10 protein-coding genes are annotated in these 13,544 nt (G+C 60.6%); 1 reads left to right on the forward strand and 9 read right to left on the reverse strand.

The genetic code is table 11. The annotated features are described in order from the left end of the window. Positions 1 to 245: 245 nt before the first annotated feature. The 8 genes from QN222_RS03975 to QN222_RS04010 all read right to left on the reverse strand — a co-directional run bounded on the left by QN222_RS03975 (position 246) and on the right by QN222_RS04010 (position 10,471). A complete protein-coding gene (locus QN222_RS03975) occupies positions 246 to 1,367 on the reverse strand; it encodes a sn-glycerol-3-phosphate ABC transporter ATP-binding protein UgpC (protein ID WP_283961107.1) in 1,122 nt (373 codons plus the stop codon). A gap of 1 nt (position 1,368) precedes the next feature. Further along, positions 1,369 to 2,415: an NAD(P)-dependent alcohol dehydrogenase gene (locus QN222_RS03980; RefSeq protein ID WP_283961106.1), complete on the reverse strand. Its 1,047-nt coding sequence runs from the start codon at positions 2,413 to 2,415 to the stop codon at positions 1,369 to 1,371. Between the two features lie 14 nt (positions 2,416 to 2,429). Beyond that, positions 2,430 to 3,251 (reverse strand): carbohydrate ABC transporter permease, encoded by an 822-nt coding sequence (locus tag QN222_RS03985; protein ID WP_283961105.1) that lies wholly within the window; start codon positions 3,249 to 3,251, stop codon positions 2,430 to 2,432. Then, a complete protein-coding gene (locus tag QN222_RS03990) occupies positions 3,248 to 4,111 on the reverse strand; it encodes a sugar ABC transporter permease (RefSeq protein WP_283961104.1) in 864 nt (287 codons plus the stop codon). Before QN222_RS03990 ends, QN222_RS03985 begins: the two co-directional genes overlap by 4 nt. 98 nt (positions 4,112 to 4,209) lie before the next feature. Continuing rightward, positions 4,210 to 5,487: a sugar ABC transporter substrate-binding protein gene (locus tag QN222_RS03995; RefSeq protein ID WP_284005255.1), complete on the reverse strand. Its 1,278-nt coding sequence runs from the start codon at positions 5,485 to 5,487 to the stop codon at positions 4,210 to 4,212. Between the two features lie 149 nt (positions 5,488 to 5,636). After that, positions 5,637 to 6,608 carry an AraC family transcriptional regulator gene (locus tag QN222_RS04000; RefSeq protein ID WP_336621004.1) on the reverse strand — a complete coding sequence of 324 codons (972 nt, stop codon included), beginning with the start codon at positions 6,606 to 6,608 and terminating at the stop codon, positions 5,637 to 5,639. Between the two features lie 286 nt (positions 6,609 to 6,894). Further along, on the reverse strand, positions 6,895 to 8,154 hold the full coding sequence (locus tag QN222_RS04005) for a DUF763 domain-containing protein (protein ID WP_283961102.1): 1,260 nt from the start codon (positions 8,152 to 8,154) through the stop codon (positions 6,895 to 6,897). A gap of 415 nt (positions 8,155 to 8,569) precedes the next feature. Further along, on the reverse strand, positions 8,570 to 10,471 hold the full coding sequence (locus tag QN222_RS04010) for a potassium transporter Kup (RefSeq protein WP_283961101.1): 1,902 nt from the start codon (positions 10,469 to 10,471) through the stop codon (positions 8,570 to 8,572). 507 nt (positions 10,472 to 10,978) lie between these two features. Between QN222_RS04010 and QN222_RS04015 the strand changes: the two genes are divergently transcribed. Then, entirely contained in the window at positions 10,979 to 12,568 is a 1,590-nt protein-coding gene (locus QN222_RS04015; RefSeq protein WP_283961100.1) for an ABC-F family ATP-binding cassette domain-containing protein, read from the forward strand. Positions 12,569 to 12,607: 39 nt separating this feature from the next. On the opposite strand, the gene QN222_RS04020 is transcribed toward QN222_RS04015, so the two are convergent. Continuing rightward, on the reverse strand, positions 12,608 to 13,543 hold the full coding sequence (locus QN222_RS04020) for a LysR family transcriptional regulator (protein WP_283961099.1): 936 nt from the start codon (positions 13,541 to 13,543) through the stop codon (positions 12,608 to 12,610). Between the last annotated feature and the right edge of the window lies 1 nt (position 13,544).

Genomic DNA, 13,544 nt, shown 5'->3' on the forward strand with positions numbered 1-13,544 from the left:
TCTTGGTACCCCAGTCGGTCGGCCAGCCGTCCATCGATTTCCAGATTCTGCGGAATGGCGAAGCGCTTGTCGTCAGCGACGCCGTTCCCGCTGCGAGGGTCGCTCTCGTGGACGAGCTACTGACCCCGGCGGCGTCCGAAAAGTGAGCATCAACACGGCCATTTAGGCGGTGTCAGCGCCGGACTTGTCCACGTCAGGTGCGATCAGTTCCACGCTGTTGTGCTGAGCCGCTATTGTGCCATGACCTAGCAGACTGTGCCCTGGATACAATCACCTCGGCTCTGGCGACGCATGGACAAGCCCGTGCGGTCAAAAACGTGCAGGCTCTCGCTGTTTACAGAGAAAGCGACTTGGGTACCGGGAGTTGGCGCTGTTGCTGCAGGCACCAATGCCCCGATTTCTCTTCCTGCGGCGTGGAAGGTTACCAGTGCGTCGTCCCCGTGGAACTCAACGAGATCGATCGCGCCGGATAACAAGTTCTCGGTCCCGACAACGTCGGGGCAGGAAACAAGTGCCGATGGACGTACGCCGAGCGTCAGATCTTGCCCGTCCCTCAGATCAAATACCTGGCGAGACGCGCGAAAGCGGAACCCGTCGCCTTCAAGCCTCCACGACTCCCCATCGGAGTGCGCCGTGACATCGAGAAAGTTCATGTTCGGCGTACCTATGAATCCCGCTACGAAAAGCGTACGCGGCCGTTCGTAGATTTCGGCGGGCGTGCCGACCTGTTCGATCGCGCCGCCCTTCATCAGGACGATGCGGTCGGCGAGCGTCATCGCCTCCAGTTGGTCATGCGTCACGTAGATCGTCGTCGTCTGCAGTTTCTGGTGCAGGCGGGCAATCTCGATGCGCATGTGGTTACGCAGCTTCGCGTCGAGGTTTGACAGGGGTTCGTCGAACAGGAACACCTTGGGCGTCTTGATCATGGCGCGGGCGATCGCCACGCGCTGCTGCTGGCCGCCGGATAGTTCTGTCGGCTTGCGTTCCAGGTACGCATCCAGGCCGAGCGTCGCCGAAACAGCGCGGATGCGCTGGTCGATCTCGACCTTCGGCACCTTCATGCGTTTCAAGCCGAAGGCGATGTTGTCGTAGATCGTCATGTGCGGGTAGAGCGCGTAATTCTGGAACACCATGGCAACGCCGCGATCACGCGGTTCCAGATCGTTGACGCGCGTTCCGCCGATCATGACGTCGCCGCCCGAGATCTCCTCGAGACCGGCGACCATGCGCAGAAGCGTGGACTTGCCGCAGCCGGACGGTCCGAGGAAGACGATGAACTCGCGATCGGCGACCTCGAGGTTGAAATCCTTGATGACGTTTATGGCGCCATAGTTCTTGTCGACGTTCGCGCAGACGATGTTCGACATCTCATTTGCCTCCACTTTCCATGAGGATCTGCAGCTTCACATCGCTGGGGATGGCAGAGGCCGCGCGCTCGAAGGCCTGGATACTGTCCTTGAAGTCATAGGTGTCGGTGATCAGCGGCTTCAGGTCTACCTTGCCGGATGCGATGAGCTGCAGGGCGCGGTCGAAGATGTTGGCGTAGCGGAACACGGTTTCGAGCCGCACTTCCTTGGCGATGGCGCCGGATACCTCGAAATTCACCGGCTCGACCGGCAGGCCGACCAGCACCAGGGTGCCGCCCGGTCGCACGAGGTCGAAGATGCCGTTATAGGCCTTGGCGCTGCCGCTGGCCTCGAACACGATGTCGGCGCCCCACATGTCGGTTTCGCGGGCAACGACGTCCTTCAGCGATTGCTCGCCGATATTGATTGGTGTGATGCCGGCATAGCCACCGGCGATCGCCAGCTTCTCGGCGCTGAAATCGGAGATGAACACGCGGCTGCAGCCGCCGGCGAGCGCGGCAAGCGCCACCATGATGCCGATCGGTCCACAGCCGATGACGACGGCGACATCGCCCGGGGCGATATGCGCCCGTGCGGCCGCCTGCATGCCGATGGCGAAGGGTTCGACCATGGCGCCTTCGGCGAAGCTGACATTATCGGGCAGCCTGTAGGTGAAGGCGGCGGGGTGAACCGTGTAGGGGGTCAGCACACCATGGATCGGCGGCGTTGCCCAGAAGCGTACGCTCGGATCGACGTTGTAGATGCCGAGCTTGGAGGCCCGCGAGGTGAGGTCTGGAATGCCAGGCTCCATGCAGACGCGGTCGCCCACGGCGAAACCCTTCACATTGCTGCCGACCTCGACGATCGTGCCTGCGGCCTCGTGGCCGAGCACCATGGGCTCGCGCACGACGAAGGGACCGATGGCGCCGTGCGTGTAATAGTGCACGTCGCTCCCGCAAACGCCGACGGTATTGATCCTGATCTTCACGTCATCGGGGCCGAGTTCGAGCGGCAGGTCGATGTCGCGCATCGAGAGGACGCCCTTTTGCTCAAGAACCAGAGCTTGCATCGAGAAATTCCTTTTTACGAAGACTTGCGCTTGAAGGCGCTGTTGAGCATTCCGCTGAGGACCCCGATGAAGAGCAGCGGAGGAATGGAGAGCAGCACGACCGAGGCGTTGAGGATGCCCCAGGGTACGTCACGGCCGAGCTGGGTTAGTTCGGAGGCGACGATCGGCAGCGTTTTGGCGTCGGAGGTCGTCAGCATCAATGCGATCAGGAATTCGTTCCAGACGAGCACGAAGGCAAAGGCCACGGCGCCGATCAGCGAGCGCGAGGCGATCGGCACCGCGATCAGGAAGAAGATCGCATAGGAGCTGTAGCCATCGACACGGGCAGCTTCCTCAACCTCCTTCGGTACGCGGGCAAAGGCCGGGACCGAAAGCCAGACGACGGTTGCAAGCGTCAGCAGCGTATAGGTGATGATAAGCGACAGCCTCGTGTCGTAAAGTTCAAGCTGCAGCCAGATCACCATCAGCGGAATGGCGATGGCAACCGGCGGCAGAAAGCGCAGCGACAGCACGAAGAACTGAATGTCCTTTGACCAACGGTTCGGATAGCGCGCGATCGCATAGGCGGCCGGCAGGCCGAGCACTGCGCCGATTACCACGGCGGCGCCCGAGGTCACCAACGAATTGAAGAGCCCGTCGAAGACGCTGTCGCGACCGAGCACGTAGGCGAAATTGTCGAGCGTCGGGGTGAAGATGAAGAGCGGCGTAGGCGTGACGATGTCCACGCGGTTCTTGAAGGCGTTGAGTGCGGTCCAGAACGCCGGGAACACGGCCGAGAGCGCTGCGAGGAAGAGGACGGCGCGGCCAACGAGGCGGCCGGTCGAACGGCGGCTCATATCTTCGCCCTCTTCCAGATGACGGTGAAGGCAATGGAGGTCGCGATCATCATCAGAACGGCCATGCCGGATGCATAGGAAATGCGGCCGGATTCGATGAAGCCTTGCGAGAATGCGTACATGTCGAGCGTCTCGGTGGAGATGCCGGGGCCGCCCCGGGTCATCACGTAGATGAGGTCGAAGGCACGCAGCGATTCGATCATCTTGACGAAGGCGAGCGAGATGAGCGGCGCCTTCAACATCGGCAGCGCCACATAGGCATAGACTTCCCAGGCGCGCGCATGGTCGAGCCGGGCGGCCTCGAACGGCTGCGGCGGCAGGGTCTCCAAAAGCTTCAGCACGATGACCGAGAAGAACAGGCCCCATTGCCAGACGTCGACGAGGGCGACCGTTCCGAGCGCTGTCAGCGGATTGGACAGGAGATCAAGCGGCTGGCCGGTGATCGCCTTGTAAGGATAGGTGGCGATGCCATAGAGCGGATGGAATGCGAACTTCCAGACGAAGGCGGCCGAGACGCGCGGCAGGATAACCGGCACGATGAACAGCACCGCCAGAATATTGCGGGTGCGCGGCGAGACGCATTCGAACAGCAGGATGCCGAGGCCGACCGCGATCAGCATGGTGAAGCCAACTGTGATGACCTCCCAGCTTAGCGAAACCGTAATGGCGTTGACGAAGCGCCGGTCCGAAAACAGCGCGAGATAGTTGTCGAAGCCGACGAAGTTTCCATCCGGTCTGCTGAGTTCGCGATCCTCGAAGGATATGACGATCGCGCAGACGGTCGGCACCAGCGCCAAGACGGCGAGCACGACCATGGCAGGCGTCAGGAACACCCAGGGCAATGTGGTTTTGTTCTTCATGAGGTCCCTCCGGCGACGCAGCGCGCGTCGCCTTGGATGGAAAGCCCCGACGCTGCCTAAGCCAGCGCCGGGACGGGAGGATATCTGTTCAGTCTGGATTACTGGCTGCGGGCGACGAGGTCGGTGGCAAAGCCGTTGAGCTCATCCAAGCCTTCCTTGATGTCCGTGCGGGTGCCGGTGATCAGTTCTTCCAGGATGATGCCCCAGCGGTCGCCCAGGTCCGGCCACGACGCGTTCTGCCAGAAGTTAACCGCCGTGACCTTGCCGGTGTCGGCGAGCGCCTTGCCGAGGTCGGGACCATAGAGCTCGGCGAACTTCGGGCTGGTCATGACGCTGGTGCGGTTGAGTTCGCTAAATTGGCCTTCTTCGAGACGGCGCTGTTCGTTTTCCTTCGAGGTTGCCCAGGCGATGAACAGGCCGGCGCACTGCTTGGCCTCTTCCGTCTTGTTCGCCTTGGTGCCGATGGCGAGGCCGTGGCCGTAGCCACCGCCGGTCAGCGGGGTCGGCGGCGGGAGGTAGCCGATCTTGTCGGCGACCTGCGAGGACTTCGGATCGAGCGCCATGCCGACCAGCGGCGTGGATTCGATGAGCAGGGCGACCTGGCCGGAGGTGAATGCGCCGACGGCCTCGTCCCAGCCGCCGGTCTGGCTGCCTGGTGCGGAATACTTGAAGATCTCGAGGTAGGTTTCGGTCGCCTTCACGGCCGCGTCGCCGTCGAAGACCGGCTTGTCCCCCTCGAACCAGTTACCACCAAAGCCCTTGAAGTAGGGCATCCAGCGCCACACATTGGCGCCCGAGCCGCGCTGGCCGCGCAGGGCGGTGCCGTAGATGCCCTTGTCGGGCTGATGCAGCGCCCTCACGGCAGCGATGTATTCGTCGAGCGTGGTCGGCGGCTTGATGCCGGCTGCTTCGAGCAGGTCCTTGCGGTAGACCATCAAGTCGCCTCCGCCGGTCAAAGGCGCGAACCAGACCTTGCCGTCATAGGTGGCGACCTTCTGGCGGCCCGGATCGAAATCGGCATAATCGTAGTCGGCCGGGTAGTAGTCGGTCAGCGGAGCGACCCAGCCGGACTTTGCGAAGAGCGCGACGTTGGCTTCGTCAATATAGTACACATTGTACTTGCCGATCGTCGATGCATCGGCCTTGGTCTTGGCCCGGCGATCGTTCTCGTTCAGATAGTCGATCTGGAAATCCGCACCGCCGGAGAGCTTGGCGAATTCATCCTTGTAGTTTTCAAGCAGCGTCAGCCCGTCTCGCGGCTGCGCGATAACCCGGATAGTGTCGGTGCATTGTGCAGCCGCAGCAATTGACGACGCCGAGCTCGCGAGAGCGCAAGCGATAGCAATGCTCGAAACGAGCGCTTTCAGGTCTTTCATGTTTTGAACCTCCCCTAAAGGTCTGCCGAGCAGGCTTCAGAATCTCCCGATTCCGCTCGCCTGCTCCTCCCGTGCGAGCTTGCTCGCTGAGGGGATCCTATGAAATACGGCGCCGTGAGCTAGCGCCCCTCATGCACCGAATCTATACTTTAATGCGAGTTGGCATGCTGGGCATCCAGTGTGCGGACCGGTCTCCTCTGTCCCGTCAACCGCCGATAGGCGGAGGGTGTCATCTTGTGATGACGCAGAAATGTGCGGTTGAAATTGGAAATGTTGAGATAGCCGACCTCGAAGCAGATGTCGGTGATCGGCATGTCGCTTTCGGCAAGCAGCTTGCAGGCCTGCCAGATGCGCAGCTTGTTGACGTGATCGGTGAAGCTGTTGCCGGTGTTCTTCTTGAAGAAGCGGGAAAACGCGCTCTCGCTCATGCCGGCGAGCGCCGCCACGTCGGCAAGGTGAATATCGGTCGCGATATGCTCGAAAATATAGATGAGCACGCGCTGCAGCACATCGAGGGTCTCTGCGTCGAGCTTCGGTGCGAATTCCGGCGACGACAGGATTTCATACTCGTGGCTGCCGGACAGGAGATCCAGGAGCTCGGCGAATGCGGCGAAGCGGGAGAAACCGCTGAGGGCGCCCATGCCCTCCATGAGCTCCGCGCCGCGCTGGCGCGTCTCGCCGTGAAAGACGAGGCCTTGTTCGGCGAGCCGGAAGAAGGCGTCGAGCTGGGCGAATTCCGGTGCCAATTTGCTGAGCTCGCCGAACCGCTCCTGGTCGAACTGGATGACGATATCGCGGCCCTCGATGATCTCGCCCGGCTCGGTGGCTGTTACCCAGTCATGCGGCAGGTTGCGGCCGACGACGGTGAGATAGCCGGGGCCGAATTCGCCTATGTAGTCACCGACAAAGGCCATGCCTGCGGCATTGCGGATCAGGTGGATTTCGATCTCGGGATGGAAGTTCCAGACATTGCGCTCCCAGGGATAGTTGTCCTTGCGCCAGAGAAAGGTCTCGTTCACGCCGGTGACGATATGCTCGAACGTCGGCGGGTTGTTGGCCATTGCCTCCGTCTTGACGCCAAGGGCCCTCCCCGCCTCCGTCCCTCTCGCATTCCGCAGCATTGTTCCTCGCAGCCTCCTTGCCGAGGGCGGATGCACCGCCATTGCAGTGTGTCTACGTTGCGGCCAGCCAAGTACTATGCCGTGCCCTTCGACGTGAGGGACGCTAGAGTCATAGACATGCAGATCATGGATTTCATGTTTAATTTGATTTGTTTTGACAAGCGGCCATCAGCCGTAGCTTCACGCCTGCGTGCTCATGTGGGCGAGCAAATCTCGCGCACCGTTGCGGCTTTCGTGAGAAAAGGCGCGAGCGATGTCCTTTGTCTATCCAAACCGCCCGCACTCGCTAAGAGCGTGCTTTTTCGTCCGGCTGCTCAGGATGGGCCTCCCAGCCAAAGATGCTGCGACCATCCCATTCGGGGGACCGGCGGAACTCCCCGGCGACAATTTCTTTTAGATCTGGGCCGGTAACGTATTTCTCCAACTGCCTGGCCTGATCGTCCAAGCGTCTCAGCGCTTGTAGCTCCTCATCACGGCCCAGCCGCGCCTTGGTCACGGCCGACTTCATGACTTGGATCGTCTGATCGTAGACTTTGAGCGGCACGGGAAACGGGTGGCGATCCTTTCCGCCGTGCGCAAGCGAGAATCGCGCGGGATCGGCAAAACGGCAGGGCGCGCCATGCACCACTTCTGCGACCATCGCGAGCGCGTTGACCGTTCGCGCACCGACGCCCGGGACGAGCAGGAGTTGTTCGAAATCTTCAGGCCCGCGGTCGGCGGCCGCTGCAAGCGTTGCATGCAACCGCTTCATGTTGATGTTTTCTTCTCTGACCTCATGATGCGCCGGCATTACAAGGTGCGGCAGCAGGGGTTGCGCGACTTCCTTCGTTCTGGCCTTCGGGTCAATCCGGACTATCTCGCGGACGATTTGGTCCGGCCCGAGCGTGGCCAGAAGGTCAAGCTGACTATCTCGCGATGCTGTGGCACGCCTGTCGGCGAGATTGACGATTTCGCCCTGGCGCTTTCCTTCTATCGCTGTATGGGGAGAATCGACGAAACTGGAAACGCCTTCCGATAGCCAATGGTAGCGCCGGGCCTGTCTTTTATCGCCATTCATGCCCTGCTGCACGACCACCCATTTGCCGTCGTCGGCCACGATGAAGCCGTGCAGGTAAAGATCGAATCCATCTTGAACCGCTGCGCTGTCAATCTTTGCGACGAGCCGGCTGGTGGTTGCAAGACGCCCGCCGTCGATGCCGACACGGTTGCCGATGTCGATCAATTCGCCAGGTGTCTGCCTCGAATTTCGCCCACGGCCTCCACACACATGAATACCTAGTTCCCGCGAAAGGGGCGCGAGACCGCGCTTCAGAGCGCCGATGACGCTGGTTGTGATTCCGGAAGAATGCCAATCCATGCCCATGACGCAGCCAAAGGACTGAAACCAGAAAGGATGCGCCAACCGCCGGAGAAACTCGTCGCGGCCATATTCGATCACGATCGCTTCAGTGATGACCGCGCCAAGCTTTGTCATACGGTCGCCCAGCCATCGGGGAACCTTGCCGCCATGAAGCGGGAGATCTGCACTGCCTGCTCTTTGAACCATGCGTTCCTTATAAACCGGCAGTCGCAGCTATGACAGGGAGAAGTTCTTCAAATGTTCTCTATTGTGCAGATTCATAAGGAACGGAACGTGCAAGTGGGTGCCTTGAAGGGGATCTATACCGACAAACAGCCAATCGAGCGCAGCGCTCCGCAAACGTTCGGGCAAGTTCCTGACTCCACTGCGGAATGCCTCGTTGTCACTTTTTGAGCGGCTGGCTTGGTGAAGCAGGTCACGCGCGTCTCGCGCCCATACATGGCGATGGTTCGACCCGGTCGGCAAGATCAGCGTGCAGGATGCCGCCCAAGCCGGCAGCCGAGACATTGTGAGTACCTTGCACCATGCACCGCCCTGCCGCCCGACGTCGTCCGACCGCCTGTCGAAACACGCTTCCTGTTTAATGGCCAGAGTGGCGACACTAGATGATCACCTGCTCGCCCATTTCGACAACGCGGTTTGCCGGAAGATGGAAGTAATCGGTCGGATCGATCGCCGATTCCGCCATGGCAATGAAAAGCTTGTCCTGCCACTTCGGCATGCCCGACTGGGGATCTGAGACTAGTTTGCGCCGTCCGAGATAGAAGGACGTCGTCATGATCTCGAACCTGAAGCCTTCCTTCCGACAGCGCGCCAGTGCCCTTGACACATTCGGATCATCCATGAATCCGAATCTGAGCTCCAGTTTGCTGAACCGATCGGTAAGCTTAGTAAGCGTGTAGCGGTTCGTTTCCGGGATATAAGGCACTTTGGCGGTCTTGATGGTTAGGATGACGTTCTGCTCATGCAGCACATGATTGTGCTTGAGGTTATGCAGGAGAACTCCTGGGGTGGTCTCAGGTGTCGCAGTGAGAAAGATCGCCGTTCCCGGTACGTCGACCGGGGCGTGCTCGGATTTTCGTTCGATCGCCGTTATGAACCGCTCGAGAGGGATGTCCTGGCGGCTCGTCTTTTCGCGAACGAGCCTAACGCCAGTTCGCCAGGTCCACATCAGCGTCATTAGCGAGCCAGCGAAGAGGATGGGCACGTAGCCCCCATGGTGGAGCTTGAACAAGTTGGCGCCGAGGAAAACCAGTTCGAGCAAGAACAGAGGAAGCAGGAAAGCGGTCGCGGCCAAAACGGGCCAGTTCCACAGATATCGGAGGAATGCGAAGGCGAGAATGGTATCGATCACCATGGCGCCGGTAATTGAGACACCATAGGCCGGGGCAAGAGCTTCGGAACTACCGAATACAAACATCAGCACAAGCACGCCGGCGAGCAGTGCGGAGTTGACCAAAGGCAGATAAATCTGCCCCGTTTGCGTCTCCGACGTGTAACAGATCTCAAATCTTGGCAGGAATCCGAGGTGGATCGCTTGCCGTACGAGTGAAAACGCTCCCGTGATCACTGACTGGCTGGCGATGATTGTTGCGGCCGTGGCGAGGATTACCACCGGCAGCAGCGCCCATTTCGGGAACATCAAGAAAAATGGATCCGAAATGGCGTCGGGATGCGACAGCACCATCGCGCCCTGTCCGAGATAGTTCAACGTCAGTGCGGGAAACACGATTGCAAACCAAGCCGCCTGGATAGGCTGGCGACCGAAGTGGCCGAGATCAGCATAAAGCGCCTCGGCTCCTGTCACTGTGAGGAAGATGGCGCCGAGCACGATGAAGCCAACAAGCCCGGCATTCCATAAAAAGGTGACAGCGTAGATAGGATTGAATGCAGCGAGGATTGCCATGTCATCACCGATATGGGCGACACCGGCGGCTCCCATGACAACAAACCAGACGAGAGTAACTGGGCCAAAGAAGCTCGAGACTGCGCCCGTACCGCGGGACTGCACTGCAAACAGCAGCACCATGATGGCGACGGAGATGAGCAGAACGTAATCTTGAAGTGTTGGCGTGACGAGTTTCAGCCCCTCAACGGCCGAGAACACTGAAAGCGCCGGAGTGATCATCGCATCGCCGATAAAAAGGGCGGCACCCAGGATACCTGCGACGAACATCCCCATCGTATGTCCTGACGCTCTTTTCATGAGCAAGGCGAGCAGGGACAGGGTACCACCCTCCCCGTCATTGTCGGCACGAAGCAGGAACAGGACATATTTGCACGTGACGATCATCGTCAGGGTCCAGATCACCAGTGAAATGAGCCCCACCACCTCATCGCGCCCCACACCGCCTGCCGCAAACGGGCGAAGCGCTTCGCGGAAGGCATAGAGCGGGCTCGTTCCAATGTCGCCGTATACCACCCCCACCGAACCGAGGACCATCGCCAGGAACTGGCGCGCATTGCTTGCCTGTGCAGGCACATGATCGAGAGAGGCGGTCATCGGTTCCCCTTTTGCCGCAGCCGGTCTGTTACAGCCCATACGCCTTTGAACGCTCAGTGTGACAGGAAGTTTCCGACTTTAAAGTGGGGCAGCCGGCTGCTGGAAAGAATTGTGCGAGATGTGCGGCGCCTCGGGCTGTGCTCGCCCGCCAAGGCCAACATGTCCGCTGGCTTGTTGACGAATGCGGTCGCTTCGGTTCCCTCCAGGGTCGGGGACAGCACAGAAAGTCAGATCAGCTGCCTGCAGCGGTTCGGGGATTGGCGGCAACGTCATGCGATCTCCCTTAGCGCCAACCGAGAACAATGAGCCGTTTGAGGCATAATGTGATTTATGCAACTAACGAGCTGATTCAGCAGACCATTTACAAGGGTGCCCTGGCTCACCGACGCCTTGAATCCTCCGCATTTGCTGCCTAGATAACCACCATCGCAGCACCAACAGGATGGTTGAACATGGATACTGCCCAGATCGCAATGCCGCTTCGCCTTGCAATCCGGGATTCTCTCCATGCCTTCCATCACCCTTGCCAATCTTTCGTGGTCAACGCCTGACGGCCGATCGCTCTTCTCAAACCTCGCTATCAGCTTCGGTCCCGAACGCACCGGGGTCGTCGGCCGCAACGGCGTCGGAAAAACGACGCTGCTGAAGCTCATTACCGGTGAACTTTCACCCGGATCCGGCACGGTGTCGGTCTCCGGCACGCTCGACGTGCTGCGCCAGAGTGTGCAGGTGGCAGCAGCCGAGACGATTGCTGACCTATTTGGAGTGCGCGACGCGCTCGCCTTGCTTTCCCGCGCCGGAAGGGGCAACGCGACGGCGCAAGAACTCGCCGATGCCGATTGGATGCTAGAAGCCCGCATAGCCGGGGCGCTGGCGCGCGCCGGGCTTGAGGCGACGGCCGAAACGCCGCTTTCAAAGCTGTCTGGCGGCCAACGCACCCGCGCGGCTCTCGCGGCACTGATCTTCCGCGAACCGGATTTCCTCATCCTAGACGAACCGACCAATAATCTCGACCGCAGTGGCAGGCGGGCAGTGATCGATCTTCTCGCCGGCTGGCAAGGTGGGGCGATCGTCGTCAGTCATGACCGTGAACTGCTCGACACCGTCGATGGGATCGTTGAGATGACCACCCTCGGCGCCACCCGCTACGGCGGCAACTGGAGCCGTTATCGGGAACGCAAGGCGGTGGAGTTGGCGGCCGCCAAGCACGATCTCGCGGATGCCGAAAAGCGGATCGCGGACGCGAACCGCTCTGCGCAAGAGACCGCCGAGCGCAAGGCTCGCAAAGACAGCACCGGCAATAAGAAGGCGGCCAGGGGCGACATGCCGCGCATCATCGCCGGCGGGCTGCGACGCAAGGCCGAGAACACCAGCGGCGCGAACGCGCGATTGGCCGAACGGATGAGAACACGCGCAATGGAGGATGTCGACGCCGCGCGGCAAAAGATCGAGATTCAGCAACCGCTGGCGGTGACCCTGGCGCCGACAGGGCTGCCAGCGAACCGCACCGTCCTGAGGATCGACGATGTCACGGCCGGCTATGATCCGCAAAAGCCGGTACTGCGAAACCTTTCGCTTGAGATCGTCGGACCGGAACGGATCGCCGTCACAGGAGCGAACGGATCTGGCAAGACCACGCTGCTTTCGATGTTGGCTGGGGCGTTGCAGCCGTTTGCTGGTGAGGTACGGGTGCCGGCGAAATCCGCCATGCTGGATCAGCGGGTAAGCCTGCTCGACCCAGCCCTCACAATCCGCGACAATTTTCAACGGCTCAACCCCGGCGCAGACGAAAATGCCAGCCGCGCGGCGCTGGCGCGCTTTATGTTCCGGGCCGACGCGGCGCTGCAGGTCGCCGGCACGCTTTCGGGCGGGCAGATGCTGCGCGCCGGCTTGGCTTGCGTGCTCGGCGGGCCGGAGCCGCCGTTACTCCTGATCCTCGACGAGCCGACCAACCATCTCGATATCGATTCCATATCAGCGGTGGAGGCGGGGATACGCGCTTATGACGGCGCACTCGTCGTCGTCAGTCATGACGAGCTGTTCCTCGAAGCGATCGGCATCACCCGTCGGCTGGAGCTCGGCGTCAGCAGCGCATGAGCTTCTCATGTTCCTGACTGCAGTCGGCGAAGGGGCGCACTACTCGATCGTAGCGGTAGGACATGGATTGTTGCGCGTGACCTTCGCTATCGATCTTAGCCACTCTCGCAGAATCAGCGTCGCAGACGAGAGCTCGCGATGCGAGTTCCATGTTAAGTAGTATCCGCCCGGCGAACGGATCACCAGATCGGTGAAGCGAACCAGGGTACCTTGCTCGACCAAGTCACCCACAATGCGGTGCCAGCCGATCACCACCCCCTGATCGGCCATCGCCGCTTGCAGGGCGACGTTGAACTTTCCGAACCGCTTTCCGTCGAACGCTGTGTGAGGAAGGCCCGCCCGGCGAAGCGCTTCCTCCCAACCAACCCAGTCAGGGCCAACCCAGTTGACGTCCAACAGCGGCAAGTCGGGAAGATCGGCCATGGTCGCGCCTTCGAAGCGCGCCGCAAAGTTGGGGCTGCAAACGGGATAGACGCATTCATCGAAGAGGAATTCCGAGGTCTCGTCGCTCCAGGCGCCAGGCCCGAAGCGAACCCTGAGTTCGACCTCGGCACGGCGAAAGTTCCGCATGTCGTCCGAGATCAAGTGATCGACCATTATGTCCGGATGGCGACGCCAGAAATCGGGCATCTGCGGGATCAGCCACATGGTTGCGAACACATCGCTGCAGGCGAACTTCACGTTTCGCGCTTTATCACGTCGCTTGATGGACCTGGCAATATCAGAGATGCGCGAAAACGAATTCGCGAGAACGTCGTAGAGCTCTTCTCCTTCGGCAGTCAGCGCCACGCCCTTTCCGCTGCGAACGAACAGCTGGACGCCAAGCTCCTCTTCGATCGCCTTTATCTGCCTGCTGACGGCACTGGGCGTCACATTGAGTTCGCTTGCAGCAAGTTTGAGACTGGAATGGCGCGCCGAGGCTTCGAAAACAGCCAGCGCAGTCAGCGACGGTAGCTCATAGTACCGACGAACCATC

This window comes from Sinorhizobium sp. 6-70, assembly GCF_030124375.1.
Classification (GTDB): Bacteria; Pseudomonadota; Alphaproteobacteria; order Rhizobiales; family Rhizobiaceae; genus Sinorhizobium.